The organism is Neptunomonas sp. XY-337 (genome assembly GCF_004959845.1).
Classification (GTDB): domain Bacteria; phylum Pseudomonadota; class Gammaproteobacteria; order Pseudomonadales; family Balneatricaceae; genus Neptunomonas; species Neptunomonas marina.
Window position 1 is genome coordinate 467,079 of record NZ_SPLL01000002.1, and the last position, 26,624, is coordinate 493,702.

Below are 26,624 nucleotides of genomic sequence, written 5' to 3' on the forward strand. Positions count from 1 at the left end.
CATTGAGAATAAGGCCTGTTCTTGGAGCAGGCCTTATTTTGTTTTAGTACACTTCTCAGGAGCGATTCATGACAACGGATGCTTCATCATCAGATAAAGATTCTGACCAAACTATCGAAGAGTTATTGAACTCCGAAACGGGTAGTCGGGCGCTATCAGGCCCGATGGGTAAGCTCGTCATTGGTCTTCTTCTCAGTTGGTCGGTTTTCCAGCTTTGGTACGCCTCACCACTGCCTTTCATCTTCAATTTTGCGACATTTAACGAAGATCAGGCTAAGTTTATTCACCTCGCGTTTGCTACGTTCTTAGCGTTTTGTTTGTTCCCAGCAACGCGTAACTCTAGCCAATATCGTCTGAGCCCGTTCGACATATTATTTGCGCTCGGCGCTGCAATGTCGTGTCTGTATTTGTTGGTATTTCGAAATGAGCTGACAACGCGTATTGGTGCTCCTACGACAACGGATGTTGTTATGGCGGTTGTGGGCGTCGTGACTTTGCTTGAAGCAACGCGCCGCGCATTAGGGCCACCATTGGTTGTTGTGGCAGTGGTATTCCTGACGTATACCTTTGCCGGTCAGTACATGCCAGACGTTATTGCTCACAAGGGTGCGAGCCTTAATAAAGTTGCCTCCCATCAATGGCTTACAACCGAGGGTGTCTTCGGTGTGGCGCTGGGTGTGTCAACGGCATTCGTATTCCTCTTTGTATTGCTCGGTGCGCTGCTAGATAAAGCAGGTGCCGGTAACTACTTGATCAAAGTATCCTTCTCTTTGCTTGGCCATATGCGTGGCGGCCCTGCTAAGGCAGCGGTTGTTGCCTCAGGTTTGAGCGGCATTATCTCCGGTTCGTCCATTGCGAATGTAGTAACGACCGGTACTTTCACGATCCCACTGATGAAGCGGGTTGGATTTCCAGCAACCAAAGCGGGTGCTGTTGAGGTGGCTGCTTCAACAAATGGGCAACTGACACCACCTATTATGGGTGCAGCAGCTTTCCTGATGGTTGAGTACGTGGGTATTCCGTATGTTGAGGTTATTAAACATGCGATCTTGCCATCGCTGATCTCTTACATTGCGCTGATCTATATCGTTCACCTTGAAGCTCTCAAGATGAACATGCAGGGGATTACGCGCATCCATGCGCCAACGATTGCCCAGCGTATGCTCTCATGGGTGACAACAACGCTGATCATGTTGGTGCTATCTGGCATCGTGTACTACGGCTCGACCTTCTTGGAAGCGACACTCGGTTCGCTAGGTTATGTCGTGATGATCCTTGCAACGGTTGTTGGTTACTTCCTACTGGTCAAGCTGGCCGCCAGTTATCCAGACCTTGCTGAGGATGATTCGAGTATTGAACTTGATCGCTTGCCAGAGACAAAGCCGACAGTTTACTCGGGTCTGTATTTCGGCCTGCCTATCGTGGTGTTGCTATGGGCGTTGGCCGTAAAAGGCTACTCGCCGCAGCAGTCAGCCTTTTTCTCCGTTGCTTTCTTGATCGCTGTTGTGTTGACACACCGTCCGCTGAAACAGTGGTTCCGAAATGATCAAAACTGGGCAGCGCAGTTTAAAGTGTGCTGGGATGACTTTATCGATGGGTTGATTAACGGTGCTCGTAACATGGTGGGTATCGGTATAGCGACTGCTGCTGCCGGTATTATCGTAGGTACTGTGACGCTCACAGGTCTTGGCCAGATGATGACGGAGTTTGTTGAGTTTATCTCTGGCGGTAACCTGCTGTTGATCCTCATCTTCACTGCTGTGATCTGTATCATCTTGGGCATGGGACTACCCACGACGGCGAACTATATCGTCGTATCTACCCTGATGGCGCCGGTGATCGTGACGCTCGGTGCTGAGAACGGCTTGATCGTACCGCTTATCGCTGTGCACTTGTTTGTGTTCTATTTCGGGATACTGGCAGATGATACGCCCCCCGTTGGCTTAGCTGCATTTGCAGCGGCTGCAATAGGGCGGGCAGATCCAATCAAAACAGGTATTCAGGGCTTTACTTATGATATTCGTACGGCGATTTTGCCGTTTATGTTTATCTTCAACACGCAGCTGCTGTTGATCGGTATCGACTCGGTGTGGGATCTGTTACTGACGATCTTTAGTGCGGTTGTTGCCATCCTTGTTTTCTCGGCAGCGACACAAGGCTACTGGCTGGTAAAAAGCAGACTTTGGGAGTCGTTAGTTCTTATCTTGATCGCATTCAGTTTGTTCCGTCCTGGTTTTTGGTGGGATATGGTGTATCCGCCGTCAACGTCGTTGGCTCCAAGCGCGCTGGTGTCAGAGGTGGAGCAGTTGAACTCTGGCGACTTCATTCAGTTGAAGTTTGAGGGCGAAACCATTGAAGGAGACGAGGTCAAGAAGACGGTATCGCTGCAGCTTGAGGAAGCAACCGGCGATGCGATGCAGCGCCTCGAGTCGATGGGCTTAATGCTAATGGAGCAGGATGGCGGCTGGGTAGTGGACTTAGTTGTCTTTGGTAGTTCTGCGGAGAAATCAGGTGTTGATTTCGGCTGGTCTATCACAGGTATTGAGAAAGCGGCTGATCGCCCAGCAAAAGAGTGGGTATTTATTCCGGCTCTGGGTGTGCTGTTCTTTGTAGGATGGTTGCAACGCCGTCGACGTAGCAACGTGTAAGTGGAGCATTCTATGTATAAGACAATTCTTGTTCCAATTGACTTAACTGAAGTGGGTAGCTTTACCGACAAGGTTGTAGAGCACGCGCTAGGTATTCTTGAACCTCATGGCCAGTTAATCTTACTAACTGTTGTGCCAGGCTACCAAATGCCGCTGGTGGGTTCATTTTTCCCGCAGGGCACGTTTGACAGTGTGGTTCATCATGCTGAAGGTGAGCTTGAGCGTTACGTAGCTGACAAGTTGCCCGTAGATCCTGAGGAGTGCACGCTGAAGGTCGTTGAAGGTAAGCCTGCTGATACTATTTTGCAGGTTGCTGAAGAGGCCGGTGCCGATGTTATCGTGATGGCGAGCCATAAGCAGTCGCGTATGGAGCGCACTGTAATTGGTTCTATTGCATCTAAAGTCGTTGGGCGTGCTGATATGCCGGTGCTGGTGGTAAAAGGCTAGCTGCTTTTATATCAGTCTAGGTATTAAAAAAGGGGAGGCCTCGGTGGGGGCCTTCCCTTTTTATTTTCTGCAGTTGCAGCGTTAGGCTTTTTTCGTCTTACGGGATTGGCTTGCAGTTACACCAGCTAAACCCACCAGAAAGAGCGCTGCGGTGGCAGGGACAGGTACGCTCCCAGGATCCGTTTTGGTGTTAGGTAGTCCAAATGTGGTTAACCCATTACGAGCATCCACATTGAGTGCTTGGTAAAGCGATCCACCGCTGGCATCGAAGAACTCGATATTGAATAGGTCGCGATGATTAAAGCCAGTCGACCGCCCTTTAATGTTGATGCTAGAAAGCTCTGTTATCGCAGAGAAGTCGACTCTCAAGAACTCACTTGTGGTGTTGCCCCGAGAGTGGAATATATTGCTGAAGTCGCCATCAATCGCTTGCATCGGCGGATGGCCACCCCAAAAAGATAATGAGGATGCGCTGCCTCCATTGGCTTGATGAGCGACATTGATTCCCGATCCTGTTTCAAATGCTTCGAACTCGCCAACTTGGATATAACCTTCTGAGTTACCCATTGCTGCGAGTGCGGATGTGATGACAACATGCTGTACGCCAATTAAACCTGAGTGGCTGAATGAGCTGGTGGCGAGCAGGGCACCAGCAAAGATCGCTTTCTTTAAGGGCCGCATTTTCCTTTCCTCTTTTCGTTTAGGGACAATTGCAGTGATTGGTTAGGTGTATGCTAAGAGGGAGGTCGTGCGTGAGGTATCGCTACTAATAGCTTGTTTACCGCGAAAAGTTGCTAAAGTGTCGCTAAAAGTGGTTATAAATTCACTAAAAAAGGTTAGTTGTTCTCGAGTGAATGCCTATAACTAGTGGGTAAAGAAAATTGGATTTTAGTCTGTTAATCAAGACGTTATGGAGAAAAGAGGCCGCTTATGCTGCGGCCTGATTTAGCACTATCGGTTCGTCTATTAGCTTGGTTGTCTTGCGACGAAGAGTTTCATGTCAAAACGGCAAACGGTTTCGTCGTTTTGATTGCTGATGACAACATCATAGAGAAGCACGCCAGAGTCGGGGTTCTTGTAGTCGATCTCAATGACGGTGGCCTGCGCTTTGATCGTATCCCCAATAAAGGTTGGTGCAGTAAAGCGGACTTTGTCCATGCCGTAAAATGCGACAAATTCCTTCGCCAGTATGGTATCGGTGCTGATACGAAACAGTTGAGCCATACCCACTGAAAGCACTAGCATGCCATGTGCGATGCGCTTTCCAAATCGGCTGTTTTCTGCATAGGTGGTATCGGTATGCAATGGATGCCAGTCGCTCGTTAGGCCGGCGAAATTAATAATGTCTGTCTCTGTCAGCGTTCTGGCGGGTGAGTCGAATACTTCACCCACATTGTAGTCCTCAAGGTACACTTTACTCACAACAGGGGGCTCCTTTCTTATCGTTATTGGCAGTGTGTTTAATGTCGTTCAGAAACAAGAAGAGCCCTCAATAGGGCTCTTCTGGAAGTCAGTGTTTCAGTCATTAAGCGGAGTAAACGAGATTCTCTTCCTCATCATAATCCATATCGCTATCGTCACTCGCAGGTGTTAAGGCGTTATGTTTAACCGTGCCTTTTTTGTGAGTTTGTTTCTCACGTAATTTAGCGAGCTGGCGGTCTGCTTTGGCAACTGCCGCGTCTAGCGCTGCATATAGGTTTTCGCCTGTTGCTTTGGCGGCAAGTTCTCTGCCTGCGGCGTGTAAGATAATCTCTACTTGGTCAGAGCGCTCGTGTTTGTCGAGTGTGACCTGAGCACTGGAAATGATGTCATAGCGTTCTTGGCTGTGATGCAGTTGGGCCTCAATTTTTTCGCGAACTGCAGGTGATACTTTGTCGTGACGGTTAGTAATGTTGATGATCATAACTCTTCCTTACCACTTCACATGGGTCGAGAATCAACCCAAAACAAGAAAAAAGATAACGCCTAGTAACTCCGTGTTTTTTAGTGATTATGACAATGTGTTCATCTTCACTATAGCGCTACTTTGGGCAGAAAGGAAAGGGATTATTTTGACTATTCTTCAACCCAAATTTCACGGACAGGTTCGCCGAAGTCGTCGTAAATAATTTTTTTGCGGGGGCGCTTTGAAAAGCTATATGTTTGCTTCTCTGTTTTGAAATGGCGGCGCGAGTCGATTGCAGCAAGTGCCTCAGGAACAGGGGTGCGTTCCTGTTTAGGTTGGCCAAATACAAAACTATTGCGGTCATAGGCGCCGTCGACAAGGCCGCTTGCGCCGCGCTCGATCTTTTCAACTTCGCCGCCGTTAGCGATATATCGCTGCATTTGCTGCTCGAGTTGTCGGCGAATTTCCGCTTTTGAAGGTCGTTTATTCATGCGCGCATTATGCCCGAAATAACGTATGAAAATCCATTCTGTCTACTAAAGAGTGGTACAATGGTGCTTTGCTCAATCACCCCGTTACAAGGAGCGCTAATGCACTATATACCATTGTCCCAATACCGTTACGCGTGGTTCTACAGCCACCGAGAGATGCCGCTATCTGAAGAGCAGTTGAGTAAGGTATTGCCGATGACGGAAACGCGTGCGCTAACGCTTTGGCAGCAGAATATCAGTAAAGAAAGTGATGATCCGCTAGAGCCAGCCAAGCAAGATTGGGTAGGCAAAACCGCTACTTGGGCCGAAGAGGGTGAGTGGCAAAGTGCATGGGATAGCAGTGCGCCAGAGTTGCCTGAGCTGATTCGCGATACGTTACAGTGGGAAGATTCAACGGTTGTCTATTTCTGCTATCGAGCTGACCACGTTGTCGAAACGCGTTGGTCACTGTTTAAAGCTCACTGGAAGAACTTTCTCTTTCTGGACGATGGCCCGCTGCTGATTGGTAAAAAACGCAAAGAGACAGTTCAGTTTTTCCAAGATGGTTCATTTAAGGTAGGTAAGCGCCCCTAGTGAGGCGCTTGTATCATTTAGGCATCGTTGACCCAGTGCATCGCCTGCAGGTATTGCGTTGCACTAAAGTGGCGCGCTTCGCCTTTCACTAAATGGTTACCTAGCGCTGTTGCCCATTCAGCCCAGTCGGGGCCACCCACAACGGCTAAACGATAGAAGTCATTCGCGTGAGCCATACCAAGCTTGGCATCTTCCCAAATAGCACCTAGCTCCATGCCAGTAAATGAGGGATCGAAGTAGATGACGACCCGCACATTGGGATGGCTTTTTAACTTCTCTTCGACCTCAGGCACCAATACGCTTTGGTAGTCATCCGCGGTGAGTTGATCCGAGGCTTGCACAACGATCAAATCTCCAGCGGTTTCGGGTAAAACCGATAGCATCTTGTTTTCCTCCTAATTGAATAGCGCCATTGTAGCGACAATCGGGACGTGTTGCTGCACATAGCAAAGGATTATTAGTGCGCCGATTCAACCCAAGTTCATCTGGTGCTGGCAAGGTTAAGTGTGTTTAACGAATCAAGGATGATGAGATGAAACAGACAAATAGCACAGGAATTGGGCTTGTGTTGGGAGTGGGATTATTGCTCTCTCCCAGTGAGTTTGCGCTGGCGCAAGAGCTTCCGTTACAACTACCTAAAAGCGCTGATGAGCGCACGTTACCAATCGACTATACGGCATTTTGGTTCGCGGAAAAGTTCGATGGTGTGCGTGGCTACTGGGATGGTAAGCAGATGCTCACCCGCAGTGGGCAGCCGATTGCTGCACCTCAGTGGTTTATCGACCCGTTACCGAGTGTGCCTGTCGAGGGGGAGTTATGGATTGAACGAGGCCGTTTTTCTGAGGTTTCCGGTATCGTTCGCCAGACTCGTGCCGATGCAGGTTGGGAGAAGGTGCGCTTTATGGTGTTCGATCTTCCTGCGCATCGCGGCCGGTTTGAGCAACGTTATAAGCAGCTCTCTAACTGGGTTACTCAGGTTAATGCACCTCATATTCAGTTGGTTCCCGTGGACTTAGTCGTTTCTGAAGAGCAGCTACATCGCGTGCTTACACAAACTAAGCTTGCGGGAGGAGAGGGGCTGATGCTGTATCGTCGCGATAGCTACTATGCCCTTGGCCGCACCGATAACGTTTTAAAGCTCAAAGGCTATGAGGACGCAGAAGGCGTTGTGATGGGGTATACCCAAGGAAAGGGTAAATATGCGGGTTTAGTGGGTGCGCTCATCATTCAGTTTCAGGGCCAAGAGCTGCGTATTGGTAGCGGTTTATCAGATCAAGATCGGCGTGAGCCGCCGCCCATCGGCACAGTGATCACGTTTCGATACAATGGTTTGACCCGTACAGGTTTACCGCGATTTGCACGTTTTCATCGTATTCGCACCGCGTATTAACGCGTGCCGCTGCGATTAAGGCAGTGTTGCTAAACTAGACTTTTATCGTCTTAAGTAAGGAGTCTTATTGTGCAGTTAAATCCTCGCACGCTCATCGCTTTAGTTGCCGTTGGTGTTGTGCTGCTCAGTGGCGGCAAACTTTCAGATATCATAGGGCCGCAGAGTACTTCTAGTTCTGCCAGCCAGCCGGCCTCAAGTAGTGTGTCCTCCGGTGCCGTTGAGCGTGCGTTTGCTAAACGCCAAAGTGATGTCATGGTGGTTGACCGTGGCCGTGTTGTTAAGTTGTTGCCAGACGACCTAAAAGGCTCTAAGCATCAAAAGATGATTGTTAAGTTGGCTTCGGGGCACACGATTCTGATTGCTCATAATATTGACCTTGCGCCGCGACTTAATAGCCTTCGAGAAGGCGATATGCTCGCATTTAAGGGAGAGTATGAGTGGAATGAGCGCGGCGGTGTCGTGCATTGGACGCACCATGACCCGCGTGGCCGTCATGAAGGAGGGTGGTTGGAGCTGAACGGTAAGCGATACGAGTGAGGTTGATCCCGTGGTGACTGTTTGTTTTGCCTAAACCTGAGTAGAATAGTCCACTAATCAGGAGGAAAGTTATGATCGAACTTGGCAATACAATCCCATCAGTCTCAGTAACGGTAGCAACCCCTGAAGGGCAGGATGTTGTATCTGCAGAGCAGCTGTTTGCTGGTAAAAAGGCGGTTCTGTTTGCTGTGCCTGGTGCGTTTACTCCAACCTGTTCGGCGCATCACTTGCCGGGCTTTGTTGTTCTAGCGGATGACTTCAAAGCCAAGGATGTTGATATCATCGCATGTATTTCGGTTAATGATGCGTTTGTTATGCGCGCTTGGGGCGAGCAACAAAATGCTGAAGCAATCACGATGGTAGCTGATGGCGGTGCTGCTCTAACGAAAGCCATGGGTCTAGAGATGGAAACTGGCGACTTCGGTGGTGTACGTTCGCGCCGCTATGCGATGGTGCTAGAAGATGGCGTTGTGAAGCAGCTTTTTATTGAAGAGCCGAAACAGTTTGAAGTGAGTAAGGCAGAAGCGGTCTTAGCCGCTCTGTAGCGCTTTTGTTAGTCAATAAAAAAGCGACTCCCTATTCGGTGAGTCGCTTTTTACGTTTTAAGAGGGCTTACTTACGGATACCTTCAACATTGAGTTCTAGGTAAACCGTTTCTGATGCTGGGCCTAGGTTGTAGTTGATACCAAAATCTTTCAGCTTAAACGATGTTGTGCCGCTGAAGCCAGCTCGGTAGCCGCCCCATGGATCTTCCCCTTCACCCACTTTGCTAACATCAATTGTCACAGGCTTGGTAATACCGCGCAGTGTGAGGTCACCCATCATAGTAGCAGAGCCGTCGCCGTTATCCTTGAAGCTTGTTGAAACGAAAGAAGCTTTCGGAAACTCGTCAGTATCGAGGAAATCACCACCACGCAGGTGCTTATCTCGCTCCGCGTGGTTTGAATCTAGGCTAGTGACATCAATATTGACGTTAACTTTTGATGCGTTCGGGTTTGCTGCGTCGTAGCTGAAGTTGCCATCGAATGTATTGAAGCGGCCTTTTAACCAGCTGATGCCTAAGTGGCTGATTTTAAATTCAATATCAGCATGCGCACCTTTTGTGTCGATAACATAATCGGCTGCGTATAGAGGTGTCGCCGCCAGCGTTAAAGCGGTTGCAGCGATGATTGATTTGAACTGAGCTTTCATGATGTCTCCTTTACTCCCAACATCCGGGTGAGGGTTGTGTCTTTATCAATAAGATGGTGTTTCAGCGCGGCAGCTGCATGTAAGCCCGCCAGCACAATGAGTGTTGTTGCAACGTAAAAGTGAATATCCCCAGCAACATCCTCTTGGTTGTCGATAATTGCCGGCAGAGCAGGCACCTCAAACCAGCCAAAAACGCTAATCGCACGCCCGTCCGCTGTCGAGATCATGTAGCCCGATGTAAAAACGATGAGTAACAAAATATACAGTGCGCTATGGACCACCTTGGTGGCGAGCCGCTCAAAGCGTGTATGTGTCTGAATATGGCTTGGATGTGTTTGCATCACTCGCCAAAGGAGACGGGCCATGAGGGTTGCCGCCAACAAAATGCCTATGCCTTTATGCCAATCGGGAACGACGCGATATGCGGGATCATAGTAGCTGAGGGAATCAATGTAGAGGCCCAGTGGATATAGGCCGATCACTCCCAGCGCCACGACCCAGTGGAAGCCGATACTCACCCATCCATACGCGGAAGGCGTGTTTGCTACTTGTCTAGTAAAAGCCATCAGTAACCTTGTTATGCGCTTAATTAGGAATGAAACGTATTGGATATAAAAATACAAATAAGTTTCATTTAATTTTTGGTCTGTACGATTTATTGCTCAGTTAAGCCTAATCAAAGATAATTGATTCATCTAATGCATTATGGTGATAGTAGATATGCATGAAGTGAATTTACGGGCAGTGGATCTTAACTTGCTCGTCGTGCTCGAGGCATTGTTGGAGGAGCGCAGCGTAACGCGAGCGGCTGAGCGGCTGCATATGAGCCAGCCCGCGGTTAGCAGGGCGTTGCAGCGCCTGCGTGACACTTTCGATGACCTTCTCATCGCCCGCAGCGGGACACACTACACGTTAACGCCACGAGCAGAGCATCTGCAGGTGGAGTTGACTTGGGTGCTGAAAAATATCCGCCAAATGGTTCAGGCCCCGAAGTTTGATCCATTGCGTACCCGGCAGGTGGTTCGGATGGCTGGCCCAGATGTCGAAGTGTGTCAACTTGTACCTGAGCTACTGGCTCACTTGCAGCATGCTGCGCCCACACTGCAGGTTGAACTGGACTCCCGCCCAAGTGATTACTTTAGCGCCTTGGTGAACGGGGATATTCACTTTGTGATCTCTGGTCTGGCTCCCTCCCAGCAGGATGACCAGTTACACCGTATCTTTCTGGAATCAACCGAAGTGGGGCTAATGATGGGAGCTGCACATCCTCTCGCTTCTCAGTCTATCGATCTTGAAGCATACCTAACGGCGCGGCATGGCTATATTTCCTTAACTGGGCGTGGGCCCGCGTTTGCCGATGCGGCACTGAAGGCGATGGGGAAGAAGCGCAATACCGTGCTGCGGCTGACGAGTTTTGCCTCCGTTGCAGACTACTGCGAGCGTAGTGATCTGGTTTTTATGCTGCCAAAAAGTATTGTTGAACATGTCGGCAAACAGCGGGATGTGGTGTTCAGGCCCGTGCCAGAAGAGCTGCGCGCACCTGAGCTCAACTTCTACTTGTACTGGCACCAACGTAACCATCGCGATCCTATGCATCGTTGGCTTCGAGAGGTGGTTCAGTCATTAGTTGTTTGATTTTCAAGCATTTTAAAAAGAAATGGGTTGAATATTTGCATTCGCAAAGCGAGTTGGTATACTTCGCACCCTGTTGTTAGCAAACGCTGATAACTGCTGCGATGGTAGCTCTGCTGGTCCTCTCGCAATGATACACCGTGAACCTGGTCAGGCCCGGAAGGGAGCAGCCACAGCGGTCGACTCATGTGCCGGGATGTGGCTGGTGGAGCTGCCCCCATCTTTTATGTTTCTTCTTTTATATTAGTTTTTCAACATCGGTTTTTTTAAGTCGTGTATGTTGAGTATGCTCATCATACTTGCTTTGCAATGGCCATTCTCGTCTCAAGTAACCTAAGACTACGCTTTTGGTGCCTAGGTTAGGGGGAATGGAGCAGATAGTCCAAAAAATAAGGTGTTTCTGACTATATTTTGCAAGGTTCCCTTTCCGAATCTTTTCTATTTCAAAAAAACTAGGCCTTAAACGGCTCATTGGTGTGTTGATAATGAAGTTGTTAACCAAGTCAGTTTTGCTTGTTTGATTTAGGAGGACGTTGTTTAGTACTAAAAAGTAAGGCTTCTTAAACTGGCACCAGTAAGCTAATCAGTGTGACTTTCTCACACATTTACATCCCAGCCCTTAATCGAATCTACAATGTTGTTTGGTTCCGCGTGAGGGCGCTTTAGTCCGCGTATCTTCAATACGTTATTTACGAGTTCTTGCACGTTAAGCGTTGGAGTTTTTAAGCGGCTTCCTAGACAGCCAGCCAAGGCCAGGCACTGTCAGAATGAGGGCATAGGCGGGCATTGTAGGAATACTGTTAGGTGAAGCGCTTGTGGTAGGTACAGGAGTAGTGGTTCCTGGTGATATAGTGAGGGTGCTGCCATTCAGTTCAGCAGTAAAGAAGACTATTCGGTTGTGAGTATTGCTAGCCGATGAACAATCAAAGTTTATGTCAGTAGCAAAGTTGGGTGTCGGTTCGGCTATTGCAAAAGTGCAGTCAGCCAAAGTGTACGTAACTGATCCACTGCTTACGTTTCCGCCTGTTATCGTATAATTCAACGACAGCATGTTTGTTAAGATAAGAGAGGTGCCATCAGGCACAGCAGTATCGTCCCACGTAAATGTAAGTGCCGCTTTCGCCGTTATCGCCTGTCACGGAAAAAGTATGTGATTGGATCGCCGCGTAGCTTGAAATGGCACAAAATAGACTTGCAAGTAGAGCTATTCTTTTTAAAAGCTCATTCATTTCAAATCCCGAAAACAAATTTTGGCAGCATCTTTTTGTCGAGTAAACAGCTTAGCATTGAGCGTCACTCGCTGAGATAATGGTTTTAACACGCTGAGGTTTACGTTTGCTCAGCATACTGCCTCACACTTAGTTACCTCGGCGAGGTGTCTTGTAGTGTGAGGGCGCTCTAGCCGATAACACGTTAAGTATTACTGTGTGTTATGCCTTAGCACTTTTTAGTTTCTCTCTAGACAGCCAGCCGAGGCCTAGCATTGTCAGAATGAGAGCATAGACAGGCATTGTAGGAATACTGTTAGGTGAGGTGCTCACAGGAGCCGCTGGGGTGGTAGTTCCTGGCGATAGGGTGAGGGTGCTCCCATTGAGGGAAGCAGTAAAGGTGGGAATGGCACTGAGGACGTTGCCTGGTAAGTTGCATTCAAAGTTTATATCTGAAGTAAAGCTGGGGGTTGGTTCGGCTATTGCAAACGAACAGTCGGCCAAGGTGTAAGTAACTGATCCACCGCTTACATTTCCGCCCGTTATTGTGTAAGTCAGCGATAGCATGTTGGCTGTGCTGAGGGTGCTGCCGTTAGGTACGACAGTATCATCCCACGTAAATGTCCCAGTGCCGCTTTCGCCGTTATCGCCTGTCACAGAAAAGGTGTGTGATTGGATCGCCGCGTAGCTTGAAGTGGCACAAAATAGACTCGCAAGTAGAGCTGTGCTTTTTAAAAGCTTATTCATTTCAAATCCCTAAAACAAATTTCGACTACATCTTTTTGTCTATCAAAAAGGCTTTAAGATCATAGCATTAAGAGTCTTCTATCAGCATAGCCTTTTTTAGTTAATGGGTGGGCTTAGGTCTATGTAAACTCAGTCTACGCGGTGTTATCCCTCCCCCTCTTTTTTGCCACCTGCTGAATCTGTAATTTACAAACTCTAAGTTGTCGAAGGGGAAGCCTTGGCGTTACAGGCTGGGGTGACGTTCGGATTGGGAGAGGGCTTTACGATTGAGCTTTGAAACATAGTGAAACCCAAGGCAAATTGGCCGTGCACCGGAAAGGTGCTTGAAGTGTTGAATCACTTAGTTGGTCGAAGTTTTCGTGGGCGACTCGCTAGGCTGCTAACGACAAATAAAATATAGAGAACGAATATCTAGCGGCCGCACGATAAAAACATCGTAGCTAGCAGAGGTAAAAGAGAAGCCCGCGCTGTGTGGAGCACATTACGGGCGATGGAGTTATTGGGAGGTCGCTCCAGCACGGAAAGAATCTGCGATGCGCTGCACTTGGTTTGTTGATGTAATTGGAATTGAGCAGCGGTCTGGGTTGCAGATAAACATCACGGCTTTGCCCATATCGGGATAACGCCCCGGCGCTTCATAGTGAATTAACTTTCTTGGATGGTAGGCGGTAAGGCCTGCTTGATATAGTTCAGCAGCCGAGGGCGTTGGTGTCGGCGATACAACTGAAAACTCCACATACGCAGCAGTTAAGCGTTCAAGCGCAAGTGCTGTTTTCCCTGTCTGCTTGCCCTCACGGTTGAGTATTTCTGGCGTGGCAACGGCGCGAATCGTTGCCTCTGCAATAGGCTTGTATTTGTCTACCTTAGAGATCACGGCAAGGTCGTGGAAGAAACTTGCAGCGACTGCGTTGTCTTCTAGTGGTTTACGCGGTGGAATTAGGTGCGCAGTGTCATCGGGTGTGGTTGCAAAAAAGCCTGCATGATCTTTGTCGTATAGATGTTCAAGCATCGCATCGGCAATAGTGTAAGCGTGGTCGAGCCAGCGTTGGTCGCCACTGGCTTGATAAAGTGTAAGCAGGGCGGCGCCAAAATTAGCTTGGGTTTTTAAGAAGGGCCTTACCTCTTCCGTATGTGGGTGTACGCGCTGGTCGTCTTGCATCTGTTGTGTTTCTAGTGACTGGCGTAACCAACCTGTGGGTTGTTGGCGCTCTTTCAGTAATGACTCTGCTGCGGCGGCGGCTTTTGCCAAGTAGTTTGGTTGCTGGAATGCTACCGATGCAAGTGCATAGGCGCTGATAAGATCTGCATTCGCATCTGAATAGATGGCGTGGTCAATTGGCGGTATACCGTACTTGCGGCGTTTTTCATCGCTATCCAGCAGCCAGTAATCCTGTGACCACCAGTCGTGTTGCATGCCAGCAGGCTCATCTTTTTGATTGGCATACCAAGTTTGGGTTGGGCTTAGCATCCAAGTAGTTAAATACCGGTCTACCTCTTTGGCTGCCTTGCGGTAGTTCTCGTCGCCGCTCAAGCGGTAAGCGGTTGCGAAAGCAAGTAATGCGTTGGATTGATTCCCTAAGCGTTTCTCTGGAATGGCGCGCAGTTTTGCGAACCGGTCTGGAATATCCGTGATGCCGGGTGCAATCGCAACTTGATAGATACCGCCCCAGACGGGATCAAGGGAGCGGCGGTAGTTTTCTGCTACAGCCATTCCCATCGCTTTCAGCTCGTCGTTGTTGTATAGGTGGGCGCGGTAGAACAGGTGCATCATGCGCGGTCCAGCCACCTCTGTATTCACGCCGTAGCGCCCCCAGCTGTTGTTTTGTTCATTGTAAGCTCGGTCTAGTTGTTTACGTACTTGATCACGGATGAGTGTCAGCTCGGTAGTTACGGGTTCAGGCGCTGAGGCGTAAGGCGAATTCGGATCGGGAGATAATGTGTCTTGCTCATGCTTGGCGATCAAGTCTTCTAGCATCGGAATGAAGTTGCGCGGCAATCGATTGCCGGCCATCGCGAATACCTGAGTACTATCTGGTAGCAGAAAGACGGTGGCCGGCCACGCCCAGTCAGAATAGCGTTCGCCAATATCAGGGCGCGCTTCTGCGTCCACTGCAATGGCAACGAAGTGCTCGTTGAGCATCTCTATCACTGCTGAGTTTTGGTAGGTGACCTTTTCCATTCGATTACAGGCGGTACATCCCTCCATACCCACGTTGATAAGGATTAACTTACCCTCGTTGCGTGCTTTATCAAAAGACGCCTTTTCCCAAGGCTGCCAATTGACGCCGCCATCGTGACCAAAATTCGCAGCACTGGCACATATGGTCCATATCGATAGTACCAAGCTTGTTATCATGGATACTCGGATTGAGCGTGTGGCGCTTAGCATGGTGATCTCCTTGGTGATGCATAGCAGCGTGATCATTGATTCTTGCGCTCTGCTTTGGGCGTTGTCCAGTGAATAGCAGTGCTCGTGATACTTCTGTGAAAGTCTTTGACCCGGTAAATCGGGGGTAGGAGAAGACCCAGACCAAACTCCGTGGCTTTGAGCGCTGTTGCAGCAGCGGTTAATCTCCGTTTACAAAGCACAACTCAGTAGCTATTAGCGTGTTGAAGCGGTAGCATTGGCACTGTTTTTTCTAATGGCAGACAGACGGTTATATGAGTTATCAGGTTCTTGCTCGTAAGTGGCGACCCAAGCGTTTTGTTGAGATGGTTGGCCAAGAGCATGTACTAAAAGCACTGGTCAACGCGCTAGATGATGATCGTCTGCATCATGCTTATCTATTTACCGGCACCCGTGGTGTTGGTAAAACGTCGATTGCTCGACTGTTTGCTAAGTCACTCAACTGTGAGCAAGGTGTTTCGTCTGAGCCATGCGGCCAATGTGGCGCTTGCCGGGAGATCGCCGAAGGGCGGTTTGTCGATCTGATTGAGGTAGATGCCGCATCCCGAACGAAGGTTGAGGACACCCGCGAACTGCTGGAAAATGTGCAGTACGCGCCAACACACGGACGCTTCAAAGTGTATCTCATCGATGAGGTGCACATGCTCTCTAGCCACTCGTTTAATGCGTTGCTAAAGACCCTTGAAGAGCCGCCTCCGCATGTGAAGTTTTTGCTTGCGACAACGGATCCGCAAAAACTGCCGATCACCATCTTGTCGCGTTGTTTGCAGTTCAACCTTAAAAACCTAATTCCTGAACGTATTGTTGGTCATCTTCAGCATGTATTAGCTGAGGAGCAAATTAGCTTTGAAGAAGCGGCATTGTGGTTGTTGGCGCGGGCCGCTGATGGCTCGATGCGTGATGCACTGAGTTTAACGGATCAGGCTATAGCGTTTGGTGCCGGAGCCGTGGTTGAGGCGGATGTGCGCGCCATGTTGGGCACCATCGACCAGCGCTTGGTATACCGTATTCTTGATAGCTTAGCAGCGCATAATCCGGAAGAACTATTTGCGGTGATGGCGGAGCTGGCCCAATTTTCACCCGACTACATGACAGTGTTGGGCGACTTGATCAGCCTGTTACACCGAATTGCTGTGGCCCAAGCCGTCCCTAAGGCGATTGATAACAGTATGGGCGATCAAGAGCAAGTCGCTACGCTGGCGCAGCAACTCACCGCCGAAGACGTGCAACTGTTTTATCAGTTTGCGTTGTTAGGACGCAAAGATCTGCCTTTCGCTCCTGATGCGCGTGAAGGGTTAGAGATGGTGTTGTTGCGCATGTTAGCGTTTCGACCAGCGGACACGGCCGCACCTGCGGTTGAGCTGGCTGAGGCGAGCAGCACTGCCGCGCTTGACACGCCACCGCCTAAAGCAGAACCTTCTCCAGCTCCAGCTCCAGCTCCAGCTCCAGCTCCAGCTCCAGCTCCAGCTCCAGCTCCAGCTCCAGCTCCAGCTCCAGCTCCAGCTCCAGCTCCAGCTCCAGCTCCAGCTCCAGCTCCAGCGTCTGATCTTGAGCCGCCTCCCTATGACGATGATTATTTTGCAGGGGATAGTGCTGAGGACGATACTGCAAAAAAGCCTGAAAAAAAGGCTGAGCGTTCTGGGTTTACCCCCCGAGCGGCAGAACCTGCCCGTGTTGGTGATTCTGAAAATATCGATGTGCCACCTTGGGAAGAGCAGCCCGCCGCTCCTCAAGCTAGCCTTAGTGCAGAGTCAGACACGGCTGCAATTGAGCCGCCTGAACTGGCTACCGTACCAGAGATCGCAAGCGCCCAGAGTGCGGTTAAAATAGCGCAGGTTGCTCCCGAGTTGGCGGATGAGCGGATCGAACTTGAACGCTTTTCCCCAGAGCAGTGGGTCGTATTGCACCCGCAAATCGGCTTGTCGGGTATGAGCGCAAGCATTGCAGCTAACTTATCGTTGGAGTCCGCGTCTAATGGACTTTGGCGCTTTCATTTTGCAGCTGAGCAAGCAGCAATGCTGGATGACGTCCAACGTAACCGTATCGAAGCTGCGCTGCACAACTACTTTAACAGCCAGTTTGCGGTAGAATTTGAGCAGGCAGCTCAGACATGTGAAACGCCAAGGCGTTATGTTGAGCGCTTGCGCGCTGAACGCCTAGCAGAGGCTGTAGCGCAGTTTGAACAAAACCCCAGCGTGAAGCAGTTGATCGCTGAGTTTGATGGTGCCATCGATTACGACAGCATCACACCAATAGATTGATAGATTTAAGAGGTTATTAACATGATGAAAGGTGGTATGGGGAACCTGATGAAACAGGCCCAGAAAATGCAGGAAGAGCTACAAAAAGCTCAGGCAGAGATCGCTAACGCTGAGGTGAACGGTGAATCTGGTGCAGGCCTTGTGAAAGTTGTCATGAATGGCCGCCACGACGTTAAGGGTGTCAGCATCGATGACAGCCTTATGGAAGAAGACAAAGAGATCTTAGAAGATCTCATCACAGCAGCGATCAACGATGCTGTGCGTAAAGTTGAGTCGCAAACCCAAGAGCGCATGCAGAAAGTGACAGGTGGTATGGGTATGCCACCAGGCTTTAACATGCCGTTCTAATTATGTCATTTAGCCCTTTACTGCATGAGTTGATCGCGGCGTTGCGCTGTTTGCCAGGCGTTGGCCCGAAGTCTGCGCAACGCATGGCGTTCCATTTGCTTGAGCGCGATAGAGAGCGCGCCATGACGCTCTCAGATGCGCTGCGTACGGCTGTCGAGCAGGTCTCTGAATGCCAGCGCTGTCGTACCTTAAGCGAAACCGATATCTGTGAGATCTGTGCTTCGCCCAGCCGCGATGAAAAGCTTTTATGTGTGCTAGAGACGCCGATGGACATCTTGGCTATTGAGCAAACGAGCGGCTTCGGTGGCCTCTACTTTGTGCTGGGTGGACACTTGTCACCCATCGATGGTGTTGGGCCGGATGATATCGGTATCGATCGGTTGGTTGAACGCATCGATGAGGGCGTCATCGAAGAGGTGATCTTGGCGACTAACCCAACGGTAGAAGGTGAGGCAACGGCACATTATATCGCCGAGCAGCTGAAAGGCCGTAATGTAAAAGTAAGCCGCATCGCGCACGGGGTGCCGGTGGGTGGTGAACTAGAGTATGTGGATGGTGGCACGCTGGCTCATGCGCTGGCAGGCCGTCGCTTACTTTGACGGGATAATACAGAGCATTTATGGAAACGATGTATCAATGGGATGTGTTGGAAGCCTCCGCGCAACAGCCGGCTCATATCAACACAAATAGTGCTCTGGCTGAGTATTGCGAGCGCTGGGCGCAGCTGCCGATGATCGCAATCGATACAGAGTTTCAGCGCGTCGACACTTTTTATCCTATCCCTGGCTTGATTCAAGTAGCGGATGATACGCAGTGTTACTTGATTGACCCGCTAGAGATCTCCGATTTTTCGCCGCTGGTGGCGCTGTTTCGCGATCCATGCGTGCTGAAAGTGATCCACGCAGGTAGTGAGGACCTTGAGCTCTTCAATCACTCCTTTGATGTGATACCACGCCCGTTATTCGATACTCAATTGGCGGCTGCGTTTGTTGGCTGGGGGTTTACGATGGGGCTGCAGCGCTTGGTCGAACATGCGCTGAGCGTCCATTTGGGTAAGGGTGAAACCAACTCTGATTGGTTAAAGCGCCCACTCAGCCCGCAGCAAGAGCGTTATGCGGCACTGGATGTTGCTTACCTTCCCGCCATTTGCTTGATGCTCAAGAGCAAACTAGAGCGTCTTGGGCGCACAGAATGGTTTGCGGAAGAGACGGAGATGGTACTTGGCAATGTGGTCGATACCGATCCAGAGGGGCACGAGTACTATCGTCGCTTTAGCCAAGCGTGGGGGCTGCCTGATCATAAGATTGCTGCGCTGCGTGATGTAACCCGTTGGCGTGAGCAGGAAGCGAGACGTCGTGATATCCCGCGCAACCGTATCTTGCGCAACCAATCACTACTCTCCCTCGTGCAGGTATGGCCCAAGAATAAGTCTGATTTGGCGCGTGTTGATGAAATTAAGCAGCGGGCTATCCGTGAAGACAGCGAGACGATTCTTGCGTTTATCGCCAATGCCCAGCACAGTGCAGAAAGCGAGCCTGTGAAACCTATTCAGCGGCCATTACCGATTATCTGGAATAAGCGCCTTAAGAAACTGAAAGCGATAGGGCGTGAGACGGCTGCGCGGCTTGAGATGGCACCAGAGGTGGTGTTGCGTAAAAAAGATCTGGATAACTTAATACGCAGCCGAAACCCTCAGGGCGAGTACCAACTGCCCAGTGAGCTAAGTGGCTGGCGCAAGTCTGTGGTTGGGGATGCGTTGCTCAATCAACTGGCCCAATTTGAGAAAAGTGGTTCATAGTTATGAAAATTATTTCGATTTTTAAAAGCTCCCGTAAAGATGAGATGTATCTTTATGTTGATAAGCGGGAACAGCTTGAGCGTGTTCCCGAGCCGTTGCTGGAGATGTTCGGTAAACCGGTCCATGTGATGGATATGCCTCTGACGAGTGAGCGTAAGCTAGCGCGCGTTGAAGATACCCAAAAGCTGTTGGATGATGTGGCAGAGAACGGGTTTTACCTGCAAATGCCACCACCAAAAGATGACTACATGCTAGACCTTTATAAAAACCGTCCGGAGACAGGGGTTCGTTAGTGGTTGCCCAAAACGTATTTTGGCAAAGCAAATCACTGGACGAGATGACACCCTTTGAATGGGAGTCACTTTGCGATGGCTGCGCCCTGTGCTGTTTGCACAAGGTGGAAGATGAAGACACTGAAGAGGTCTTTTATACGACAGTTGTATGTCACCTGTTGGATTTTGATAACTGCCGCTGTACCGAGTACGAAAAGCGCTGCCAGCTAGTGCCAAGTTGCGTCAAGCTGCGGCCAGAAGATGTGGAGTCTTTTCATTGGCTGCCGCCAACCTGTGCTTATCGCCTTGTATATGAAGGTAAAGACCTTCCCGAGTGGCACCCGCTGCTATCTGGCAAAGATGACTCAGTCATCAATGCGGGCGCTTCGGTACTGAGCTATTACGAAGTCAAAGATAATGAGATCAGCGAAGAGCAATTGATCGATTATGTGATGATTGATTAAAAAAGCCGGCGATATTGCCGGCTTTTTTATTGGACGTTCTGTATTGGATTGCCACTTACTCAGCGTGATCACGCGTGAATACAAGCGTATCGCCCTCTGACAGGGACTCCGAGTATTGGTAGCCGTCGTAGTCAAAGTTTTGCAGCGCTTGCGGGTTGTCGATGCCATTTTCGATAATATAGCGTGCCATAAGCCCACGTGCTTTCTTGGCGTAGAAGCTGATAATTTTATACTGGCCGTTCTTCCAGTCTTTGAAGACAGGGGTGATGACACGTGCATCGAGTGCCTTTGGTTTCACCGCTTTGAAGTATTCGTTAGAGGCAAGGTTGACCAGTACTTTGCTGTCTTGCTTAGCAAGTTCCTCGTTCAGTGATTCCGTTAGCGCATTGCCCCAAAACGCATAGAGATCCTTGCCATGTGGGTTTTGGAGTTTGGTGCCCATCTCAAGGCGATAGGGCTGCATACGATCAAGTGGACGCAATACGCCGTAAAGGCCTGATAAGATCCGCAGGTGCTGCTGCGCATAATCCAGTTGCGCTGATGACAGCGATGCAGCATCCAGACCTGTGTAGACATCACCATTAAAGGCCAGTACCGCCTGTTTGGAGTTATCCTCTGTGAATGTAGGCTCCCAAGAGGCATAGCGCGCCACGTTAAGGCTGGCGAGCTTATCACTTAGCTTCATCAACTCTGCAACATCCTGCACCGAGAGCTTATCGAGGATATCAATCAACGCTTGGGATTGGTCGATAAAGCGCGGTGTGGTGTGGGTATCGATGTGGGCCGGCGTTTCATAATCAAGATTTTTAGCCGGTGAAATCACTGTCAGCATGGGGTGTTTTTGCTCCGTTTTCAGGTTGCCCAGAGTGCTCTGTATTCGCTTCCTTTTTTACCATTCCCGACGTTCAGATGAAAGGCAGGGGCGATCCTTATGCTGTTTTTGTGTATGATGTTGGCGGATTATTTATCATAGATTTTTACAGCAGGACTTCTTGGAAAATGTCGAAAAAGACTGTGTTAACAGGTATTACCACAACAGGGACACCGCATATTGGTAACTACTTGGGTGCGATTAAGCCCGCTATCCAAGCCAGTGAAGACGAGCGTTACGATAGCTTTTTCTTCTTGGCGGATTACCACGCGCTGATCAAGTGCCACGATCCTGAGCGTGTTGCACGCTCCTCGCAAGAGATCGCAGCGACTTGGCTGGCGTTAGGCCTAGACACAGATAAAGCGACATTTTACCGCCAATCAGATATCCCAGAGATCCCAGAGCTTACGTGGATCCTGACATGTATGACCTCTAAAGGCTTGATGAACCGCGCACATGCGTACAAAGCGTCTGTTGATGCCAACCGTGACACGGGGAAACAGGACTTGGATGATGGCGTCACAATGGGGCTATTCAGCTACCCGATTTTGATGTCGGCAGATATCTTGATGTTCAACGCAGATATCATCCCTGTTGGTAAAGACCAAGTGCAGCATATCGAGATGGCACGGGATGTTGCGGGGCGCTTTAACCACACGTACCAAAATCTTTTCAAGCTACCAGAAGCGCAAGTCGATGAAGAGACTCAGCTCATTCCGGGGCTAGATGGTCGTAAAATGTCGAAGAGTTACGACAATACGATCCCACTGTTCTGCTCGTCTGATGAGCTGCGTAAGTTGATCAACCAGATCGTGACGGATACGCGTGCGCCAGGTGAGCCGAAAGACCCTGATAACAGCACACTGTTCCGTTTATACAGCTGCTTTGCTAACGAAGCCGATGCCGCAGCGATGCGTCAGCGCTACCTTGAAGGTATTGCATGGGGTGATGCGAAGCGTGAACTGTTTGAGTTTCTTGATAGTCAGTTGAGTGCACCTCGTGCGCGTTATCACGAACTGATGGGTGACCTCGGCGAAGTGGAAGCTGTCTTGCAAAAAGGTGCAGAGAAAGCTCGCGCTCGCTCTATGCCGTTGCTTGATCAGGTACGTGTTGCGGCAGGTATTCGCCCGCTAAACTACGTGCCAGCGCAGCAATCAGAGCAGGTGCAGGAAAAGAAGGAAAAGTCAGCAGAAGAGATAGCGCGTGCTGAAGAGGGGCGTCGCCGTGCCATTCTTATGCAGTTAAAGCGTTATTTTGATCGTGTTGAGGCTGCAGATGATAAGGCCGCAGAAGCCGCATTGATTCTCGAAGAGAAAGCGGCCGAAGTAGCGACACTCAAAAAGAAAGCGAAGCAAAAAGCTGAAAATGAGCTTGAGCTGCTGACCGAAGAGTTCGCTCAATATACTCGTTAATTTAGCCATTACGCGCCGGAGTGCCCATGTATTCGACATTGATCAACGCAGACCAACTTAAGGCCGACTTTGATGTCGCATCATGGGTTATCTTCGATACGCGCGCCTATTTGACCGACTTTGCAAAAGGCCGCGCGCTTTATGAGGCGGGTCATATTCCGAACGCGCATTTTCTCGATATGGAAAGTGTGCTTTCGGGCGAAAAGAGCACCCAAGTAGGGCGCCACCCATTACCTGATGAGCAGGCCTTTATCTCTACTATGGCGGCTTTTGGTGTGGCACCTGGCGTTCAAGTGGTTGTCTATGATGATATGGCAGGGGCGATGGCGGCACGTCTATGGTGGATGTTGCGAATGGCTGGCCATGAAGCGGTAGCGGTGCTCAACGGTGGGTTGCCGAGTTGGCAGGCGGAAGTGGGCGAGCTCTCAACAGAGATACCAGAACCTAACGCTGCAACCGCGGCGTTGGCGTGGGATGCGCGCCAGTATCTGAGCACTGCTCAGGTGTTGGCTCAACTTGATCAACTACAGCTAGTCGATGCGCGCTCTCAAGAACGTTTTGCAGGAGACGCTGAGCCGATAGACCCTGTTGCAGGGCACATCCCGGGGGCGGTCAATCGTCCATTTCAAGCAAACCTTACCGAAGCTGGCCTGTTCAAAACGCCAGAGGTTTTGCGCCGTGAGTGGCTAGCATTGATTGATGCCACAGTGCCTGTTACGCATATGTGTGGTTCGGGTGTTACAGCGTGCCATAACTTATTGGCGATGCATCATGCAGGTTTAACGAATACCAACGTGTACGTTGGTTCTTGGAGTGAGTGGATTCGCGACGCGGACCGGCCCATCGCTTTTGGTGCTGAATAAGGTTACCCCATCCGCTTCAAGCTCAGTGCCATTCTTATTAGACCATAGGCGAGTTTGACTCAGCTCATCGCCATAGCGCGACTAAACTCGTCTAATCTAAAGTCAGATCTAACTTAGGAGTATAAGCATGACGGTATGTTACCAGTCGGGTGTTGTTGCGCCAGCGAGTTCTGATGCCCTGTTCATTACGCTCAATGTTAAAGCGGGCCAGCGCGATCAACTGCGCGCTGCGTTGTCTGATGCGTATCAGCGTGTTGCCAGCGTATGTGAAAGCTATGCCGATAATGCGCCGTATAGTGTCATCGCTGTGGGTAGTGACTTTTGGGACACACTGTTTAGTGAACGCCCCCGTGAGCTGACCCGTTTTCCTGAGTTGGCCACCGATAACTACACCATGCCAGCAACGCCTGCTGACCTTTTCTTGCACCTTCGCTCCAATCGGCGTGACGTTACATTTGAGATGGGTAAAGCGGCGATGCAAGCTCTCGGTGGCATTTGTGAGGTGGTGGAAGAGGTTTCCGGCTTTCGATATCTCGATAACCGTGATTTAACAGGGTTTGTAGACGGTACCGAAAACCCAGAGGGTGCCCATCGCGTCGAGGTGGCTGTTGTTGGCGATGAAGATCATGCTTTTGCCGGGGGGAGTTATATTCACGTGCAGCGATACATCCATGACATCGCGAAGTGGGAAAAGCAGCCTTTAAAAGCACAAGAAGATACCTACGGGCGAACTAAGCATGACAATATTGAGTACCCGTCTGCCGAGAAGCCATTATCCGCCCATACAAAACGCGCATCTTTGAAAGATGAGCAAGGCCGCTCTCTTGAGCTGTTGCGCCATAGCATGCCATACGGAACGACAACGCAAAATGGCTTAGTTTTTGTGAGTTACTGCCGTACTCCCCATAACTTTACGGAGATCCTTCGCAGTATGATGGGGCAAGTAGAAAGTGCTGCGGGCACGACTGACAAGGTGTTGCAGTTCACACAAGCCGTCACGGGAGCTGCGTTTTTTGCACCCTCCTGCGAGTGGTTTGAATCGCTAGCATAGGTGCTAGGGGTTATCCTTTCGTCGTGCGGCATTCTGTCGCGCGACACTATGTCACGCTCAAAATAGGCCGTAAGCTCATAAAATACCCCTCTTTATTAGGAGGGTTTAATATATGGGTCGCTATGGCGCTTTGGGAGCGATGACACTGTTATCGACATCACTACTTACGGCAGCAGATGAGGGCTTAACGCTAAAGGTTACTTACGATGCCGACCGTTTGGGAGAAGTAGCAGAGGAGCCCGTTACAACATTCACCAAGAAGCCTTCCGCTGATCTAGCTGATCTCATTCGTCAGGTAAACGGTGTGAGTGGTATCCGTATGGGCGGGCGTGGCATTGATCCGGTTATTCGTGGGCAGCGCGAAACCCAGTTAAATGTGCTCATTGATGGGGCTTTTATCCATGGTGGTTGCCCTAATCGCATGGACCCGCCGAGCACTTATGCCAGTGTAAATAGCTACGACACGTTAACGCTTATTAAAGGATTTGAGACGGTTAAGTACGGCAGCGGTGGAACAGGCGGTACGGTACTGATTGAGCGACAGACACCGATGTTCGATGGCGATGGTGTTGTGGGGCATCTATCCACCACCTATCGAGACAATGCAGAGGGCGGGCAAGGCAGTCTAGATCTCGCGGCGGGTAGTGAATCTGGTTACGTGCGCGTTGTAGGTGACTATGACGAAGCTTCCCATTATCGGGATGGCAATGGTGATGAAGTGCGCTCCTCCTACCTGACGCGCTCTGCAGGTATTATTATGGGCGGTGACATTACCGAAAACACAACTATTCAAGCTAGTTATGACCGCAACGAAGAGCGCGATGTATCTTTCGCTGGAGCAGGTATGGACTCGCCTAAATCGAATGCAGATAGTTACCGTCTAAAGCTAGCGCACAAACCCGCAGGCAGTGTGATCTCGAAGGTCTCGGCTGAGCTTTATCGGAGCGAAGTGGACCACCTTATGGATACCGCGCGCCGCGGCGGTAAGATGGTGATGTCTGCACCGAGCGAATCCAACACAACCGGTGGGCGTATTACCGCGACCGGATGGCTCGGCGCGCATGAGGTAACTGCGGGGGTTGATACGCAGCAGCGCGACAAGAGCGGTGCGATCTTTGCTTTACCGGCTGGCGTAAAAAAGGGGCTGCTATGGCCGGATGTATCTATCGACCAAGTGGGTGTCTTCGCAGAAGTAACACGCCATGTAAGTGCCCAAGATAAGTTAACAGCGGGTCTGCGCTATGATCGCATAGAGGCCGATGCTGCCTCTAGGGAGCGATCTTTTGGTAAAACGCTGGCTGAGCTGTATGGCCAAGCGCTCAGCGCCCAAACTGAGCACAATGTTTCAGGTTTTCTCAACTGGCAGCATGACCTTGGCGCAGGGCGAGTTTTTAGTGCAAATCTATCGCGTGGCGTGCGCACCGCTGATACTACTGAGCGATATATGGCGAAGGCGAATTGGATTGGTAACCCATCGCTGGATCCTGAAAAACATCAGCAGTTGACGTTAACGCTACGCGGGGGCGATCAACACCCGTGGCTGGTTTCAACGTTCTACAACCGTATTGATGACTATATTCTGCGTTACCAGCATGCAGGCGCTAGCCGTTATAAAAACGTGGCCGCCGAGCTTTATGGTCTTGAACTTGAACAAGCTGTTCGTTTGAGCAGCCACTGGCGTATTACCGGGCAGCTCAGTTACACGGTGGGTAATAACCTCGATGATGATCAACCGCTTTCGCGCATAGCGCCGTTGATGGCGTCGTTGAGTGCTGATTATAGCCGCGACGCCTGGGAGGCTGGGGTACGCTGGAACTTAGCAGGGGCGCAGAACGATGTGTGTCTAGCCAGTTCTAGTTGCGCGGGCCTTGATGTAACAAAAACACCCGGGTACGGCGTGGTTGACCTTTATGCGGCTTATCACATCAGCACCGGATGGCGTATCTCTGCTGGTGTCGAAAATATTTTCGACAAAACATACCGATTACATGAAAGCCGTGATGATGTTTTCGATCCAAACCCGGTACAGGTCAATGAGCCTGGTCGGCAGTTTTGGCTGACCTTGCGTGGTGAATTCTAACCTTGAAAGGGAGCCGAGTGGCTCCCTGTTTTCTTATAAAGATTGCGC

26 protein-coding genes and 1 other RNA gene are annotated in these 26,624 nt (G+C 50.2%); 18 read left to right on the forward strand and 9 right to left on the reverse strand.

Annotation, left to right across the window (positions count from 1 at the left end; translation table 11 throughout):
- The first annotated feature begins 68 nt into the window (after positions 1-68).
- Entirely contained in the window at positions 69-2,648 is a 2,580-nt protein-coding gene (locus E4L36_RS05775) for a TRAP transporter permease (RefSeq protein ID WP_136679736.1), read from the forward strand.
- Positions 2,649-2,660: 12 nt separating this feature from the next.
- A complete protein-coding gene (locus E4L36_RS05780; protein ID WP_136679738.1) occupies positions 2,661-3,095 on the forward strand; it encodes a universal stress protein in 435 nt (144 codons plus the stop codon).
- Positions 3,096-3,176: 81 nt separating this feature from the next.
- On the opposite strand, the gene E4L36_RS05785 is transcribed toward E4L36_RS05780, so the two are convergent.
- The 4 genes from E4L36_RS05785 to E4L36_RS05800 all read right to left on the reverse strand — a co-directional run bounded on the left by E4L36_RS05785 (position 3,177) and on the right by E4L36_RS05800 (position 5,471).
- Positions 3,177-3,776, reverse strand: a complete 600-nt coding sequence (locus E4L36_RS05785) for a discoidin domain-containing protein (protein ID WP_136679740.1) — start codon at positions 3,774-3,776, stop codon at positions 3,177-3,179.
- 285 nt (positions 3,777-4,061) lie between these two features.
- A complete protein-coding gene (locus tag E4L36_RS05790; protein WP_136679742.1) occupies positions 4,062-4,517 on the reverse strand; it encodes a MaoC/PaaZ C-terminal domain-containing protein in 456 nt (151 codons plus the stop codon).
- 103 nt (positions 4,518-4,620) lie between these two features.
- A complete protein-coding gene (gene raiA / locus E4L36_RS05795; RefSeq protein WP_127695352.1) occupies positions 4,621-4,998 on the reverse strand; it encodes a ribosome-associated translation inhibitor RaiA in 378 nt (125 codons plus the stop codon).
- A gap of 152 nt (positions 4,999-5,150) precedes the next feature.
- Entirely contained in the window at positions 5,151-5,471 is a 321-nt protein-coding gene (locus E4L36_RS05800) for a hypothetical protein (RefSeq protein WP_136679744.1), read from the reverse strand.
- 99 nt (positions 5,472-5,570) lie between these two features.
- On the opposite strand from E4L36_RS05800, the gene E4L36_RS05805 reads away from it, so the two are divergent.
- Positions 5,571-6,044 carry a DUF2947 domain-containing protein gene (locus tag E4L36_RS05805; protein WP_136679746.1) on the forward strand — a complete coding sequence of 158 codons (474 nt, stop codon included), beginning with the start codon at positions 5,571-5,573 and terminating at the stop codon, positions 6,042-6,044.
- Positions 6,045-6,061: 17 nt separating this feature from the next.
- Here the strand turns inward: E4L36_RS05805 and E4L36_RS05810 are convergent, their stop codons facing one another.
- The gene (locus tag E4L36_RS05810) at positions 6,062-6,427 is read right to left on the reverse strand and encodes an STAS/SEC14 domain-containing protein (RefSeq protein ID WP_136679748.1); all 366 of its coding nucleotides are present in this window, start codon (positions 6,425-6,427) and stop codon (positions 6,062-6,064) included.
- Between the two features lie 149 nt (positions 6,428-6,576).
- Between E4L36_RS05810 and E4L36_RS05815 the strand changes: the two genes are divergently transcribed.
- From E4L36_RS05815 to E4L36_RS05825, 3 genes are all read left to right on the forward strand, one after another.
- On the forward strand, positions 6,577-7,434 hold the full coding sequence (locus E4L36_RS05815) for a DNA ligase (RefSeq protein ID WP_136679750.1): 858 nt from the start codon (positions 6,577-6,579) through the stop codon (positions 7,432-7,434).
- A 69-nt stretch (positions 7,435-7,503) separates the two neighbouring features.
- Complete coding sequence (locus tag E4L36_RS05820) at positions 7,504-7,971, forward strand: DUF3465 domain-containing protein (RefSeq protein WP_206064515.1); 468 nt, start codon at positions 7,504-7,506, stop codon at positions 7,969-7,971.
- A gap of 71 nt (positions 7,972-8,042) precedes the next feature.
- Positions 8,043-8,516, forward strand: a complete 474-nt coding sequence (locus tag E4L36_RS05825; RefSeq protein WP_136679752.1) for a peroxiredoxin — start codon at positions 8,043-8,045, stop codon at positions 8,514-8,516.
- A 67-nt stretch (positions 8,517-8,583) separates the two neighbouring features.
- Here the strand turns inward: E4L36_RS05825 and E4L36_RS05830 are convergent, their stop codons facing one another.
- Together E4L36_RS05830 and E4L36_RS05835 are read right to left on the reverse strand one after the other, a co-directional pair.
- Positions 8,584-9,162: a YceI family protein gene (locus tag E4L36_RS05830; protein WP_136679754.1), complete on the reverse strand. Its 579-nt coding sequence runs from the start codon at positions 9,160-9,162 to the stop codon at positions 8,584-8,586.
- Complete coding sequence (locus E4L36_RS05835) at positions 9,159-9,728, reverse strand: cytochrome b (RefSeq protein WP_136679755.1); 570 nt, start codon at positions 9,726-9,728, stop codon at positions 9,159-9,161. Before E4L36_RS05835 ends, E4L36_RS05830 begins: the two co-directional genes overlap by 4 nt.
- Positions 9,729-9,882: 154 nt before the next feature.
- On the opposite strand from E4L36_RS05835, the gene E4L36_RS05840 reads away from it, so the two are divergent.
- Together E4L36_RS05840 and ffs are read left to right on the forward strand one after the other, a co-directional pair.
- Positions 9,883-10,797: a LysR family transcriptional regulator gene (locus E4L36_RS05840; protein WP_169051486.1), complete on the forward strand. Its 915-nt coding sequence runs from the start codon at positions 9,883-9,885 to the stop codon at positions 10,795-10,797.
- 111 nt (positions 10,798-10,908) lie between these two features.
- Positions 10,909-11,005: signal recognition particle sRNA small type (ffs, locus tag E4L36_RS05845), an RNA gene on the forward strand.
- 2,240 nt (positions 11,006-13,245) lie between these two features.
- Here the strand turns inward: ffs and E4L36_RS05850 are convergent.
- Entirely contained in the window at positions 13,246-15,138 is a 1,893-nt protein-coding gene (locus tag E4L36_RS05850) for a DUF255 domain-containing protein (protein WP_169051487.1), read from the reverse strand.
- A 272-nt stretch (positions 15,139-15,410) separates the two neighbouring features.
- Between E4L36_RS05850 and dnaX the strand changes: the two genes are divergently transcribed.
- From dnaX to E4L36_RS05880, 6 genes are read left to right on the forward strand one after another with little or no spacing between them, the layout of a single operon-like run.
- Positions 15,411-17,417, forward strand: coding sequence for a DNA polymerase III subunit gamma/tau (gene dnaX, locus E4L36_RS05855; RefSeq protein ID WP_136679760.1), 2,007 nt, complete (start codon positions 15,411-15,413; stop codon positions 17,415-17,417).
- Positions 17,418-17,438: 21 nt separating this feature from the next.
- Positions 17,439-17,765 (forward strand): YbaB/EbfC family nucleoid-associated protein, encoded by a 327-nt coding sequence (locus E4L36_RS05860; protein WP_127695322.1) that lies wholly within the window; start codon positions 17,439-17,441, stop codon positions 17,763-17,765.
- A 2-nt stretch (positions 17,766-17,767) separates the two neighbouring features.
- On the forward strand, positions 17,768-18,364 hold the full coding sequence (gene recR, locus E4L36_RS05865; protein WP_136679762.1) for a recombination mediator RecR: 597 nt from the start codon (positions 17,768-17,770) through the stop codon (positions 18,362-18,364).
- 20 nt (positions 18,365-18,384) lie between these two features.
- On the forward strand, positions 18,385-19,563 hold the full coding sequence (rnd, locus tag E4L36_RS05870) for a ribonuclease D (RefSeq protein WP_136679764.1): 1,179 nt from the start codon (positions 18,385-18,387) through the stop codon (positions 19,561-19,563).
- A gap of 2 nt (positions 19,564-19,565) precedes the next feature.
- Positions 19,566-19,856, forward strand: coding sequence for a YcgL domain-containing protein (locus tag E4L36_RS05875; RefSeq protein WP_127695316.1), 291 nt, complete (start codon positions 19,566-19,568; stop codon positions 19,854-19,856).
- Entirely contained in the window at positions 19,856-20,299 is a 444-nt protein-coding gene (locus E4L36_RS05880) for a YcgN family cysteine cluster protein (protein WP_127695314.1), read from the forward strand. Before E4L36_RS05875 ends, E4L36_RS05880 begins: the two co-directional genes overlap by 1 nt.
- A gap of 55 nt (positions 20,300-20,354) precedes the next feature.
- Here E4L36_RS05880 and yaaA read toward each other — a convergent pair whose 3' ends face one another.
- Entirely contained in the window at positions 20,355-21,131 is a 777-nt protein-coding gene (yaaA, locus tag E4L36_RS05885; protein WP_136679766.1) for a peroxide stress protein YaaA, read from the reverse strand.
- A 167-nt stretch (positions 21,132-21,298) separates the two neighbouring features.
- Between yaaA and E4L36_RS05890 the strand changes: the two genes are divergently transcribed.
- From E4L36_RS05890 to E4L36_RS05905, 4 genes are all read left to right on the forward strand, one after another.
- Complete coding sequence (locus E4L36_RS05890) at positions 21,299-22,582, forward strand: tryptophan--tRNA ligase (protein ID WP_136679768.1); 1,284 nt, start codon at positions 21,299-21,301, stop codon at positions 22,580-22,582.
- A gap of 26 nt (positions 22,583-22,608) precedes the next feature.
- Entirely contained in the window at positions 22,609-23,445 is an 837-nt protein-coding gene (locus E4L36_RS05895; protein WP_136679770.1) for a sulfurtransferase, read from the forward strand.
- A gap of 127 nt (positions 23,446-23,572) precedes the next feature.
- On the forward strand, positions 23,573-24,496 hold the full coding sequence (locus E4L36_RS05900; protein WP_136679772.1) for a Dyp-type peroxidase: 924 nt from the start codon (positions 23,573-23,575) through the stop codon (positions 24,494-24,496).
- 112 nt (positions 24,497-24,608) lie between these two features.
- On the forward strand, positions 24,609-26,576 hold the full coding sequence (locus tag E4L36_RS05905) for a TonB-dependent copper receptor (RefSeq protein WP_136679774.1): 1,968 nt from the start codon (positions 24,609-24,611) through the stop codon (positions 26,574-26,576).
- Positions 26,577-26,624 lie beyond the last annotated feature (48 nt).

Bases quoted from the DNA above. Each gene is read 5' to 3' on its own strand.
- E4L36_RS05875 (WP_127695316.1), top strand. From the start codon at position 19,566: ATGAAAATTATTTCGATTTTTAAAAGCTCCCGTAAAGATGAGATGTAT.
- E4L36_RS05830 (WP_136679754.1), bottom strand. From the start codon at position 9,162: ATGAAAGCTCAGTTCAAATCAATCATCGCTGCAACCGCTTTAACGCTG.
- E4L36_RS05890 (WP_136679768.1), top strand. From the start codon at position 21,299: ATGTCGAAAAAGACTGTGTTAACAGGTATTACCACAACAGGGACACCG.
- rnd (WP_136679764.1), top strand. From the start codon at position 18,385: ATGGAAACGATGTATCAATGGGATGTGTTGGAAGCCTCCGCGCAACAG.
- yaaA (WP_136679766.1), bottom strand. From the start codon at position 21,131: ATGCTGACAGTGATTTCACCGGCTAAAAATCTTGATTATGAAACGCCG.
- E4L36_RS05835 (WP_136679755.1), bottom strand. From the start codon at position 9,728: ATGGCTTTTACTAGACAAGTAGCAAACACGCCTTCCGCGTATGGATGG.
- E4L36_RS05775 (WP_136679736.1), top strand. From the start codon at position 69: ATGACAACGGATGCTTCATCATCAGATAAAGATTCTGACCAAACTATC.
- E4L36_RS05825 (WP_136679752.1), top strand. From the start codon at position 8,043: ATGATCGAACTTGGCAATACAATCCCATCAGTCTCAGTAACGGTAGCA.
- E4L36_RS05900 (WP_136679772.1), top strand. From the start codon at position 23,573: ATGACGGTATGTTACCAGTCGGGTGTTGTTGCGCCAGCGAGTTCTGAT.
- E4L36_RS05815 (WP_136679750.1), top strand. From the start codon at position 6,577: ATGAAACAGACAAATAGCACAGGAATTGGGCTTGTGTTGGGAGTGGGA.
- raiA (WP_127695352.1), bottom strand. From the start codon at position 4,998: ATGATCATCAACATTACTAACCGTCACGACAAAGTATCACCTGCAGTT.
- E4L36_RS05800 (WP_136679744.1), bottom strand. From the start codon at position 5,471: ATGAATAAACGACCTTCAAAAGCGGAAATTCGCCGACAACTCGAGCAG.
- dnaX (WP_136679760.1), top strand. From the start codon at position 15,411: ATGAGTTATCAGGTTCTTGCTCGTAAGTGGCGACCCAAGCGTTTTGTT.
- E4L36_RS05785 (WP_136679740.1), bottom strand. From the start codon at position 3,776: ATGCGGCCCTTAAAGAAAGCGATCTTTGCTGGTGCCCTGCTCGCCACC.
- E4L36_RS05850 (WP_169051487.1), bottom strand. From the start codon at position 15,138: ATGCTAAGCGCCACACGCTCAATCCGAGTATCCATGATAACAAGCTTG.
- E4L36_RS05860 (WP_127695322.1), top strand. From the start codon at position 17,439: ATGATGAAAGGTGGTATGGGGAACCTGATGAAACAGGCCCAGAAAATG.
- E4L36_RS05905 (WP_136679774.1), top strand. From the start codon at position 24,609: ATGGGTCGCTATGGCGCTTTGGGAGCGATGACACTGTTATCGACATCA.
- E4L36_RS05895 (WP_136679770.1), top strand. From the start codon at position 22,609: ATGTATTCGACATTGATCAACGCAGACCAACTTAAGGCCGACTTTGAT.
- recR (WP_136679762.1), top strand. From the start codon at position 17,768: ATGTCATTTAGCCCTTTACTGCATGAGTTGATCGCGGCGTTGCGCTGT.
- E4L36_RS05780 (WP_136679738.1), top strand. From the start codon at position 2,661: ATGTATAAGACAATTCTTGTTCCAATTGACTTAACTGAAGTGGGTAGC.
- E4L36_RS05840 (WP_169051486.1), top strand. From the start codon at position 9,883: ATGCATGAAGTGAATTTACGGGCAGTGGATCTTAACTTGCTCGTCGTG.
- E4L36_RS05805 (WP_136679746.1), top strand. From the start codon at position 5,571: ATGCACTATATACCATTGTCCCAATACCGTTACGCGTGGTTCTACAGC.
- E4L36_RS05810 (WP_136679748.1), bottom strand. From the start codon at position 6,427: ATGCTATCGGTTTTACCCGAAACCGCTGGAGATTTGATCGTTGTGCAA.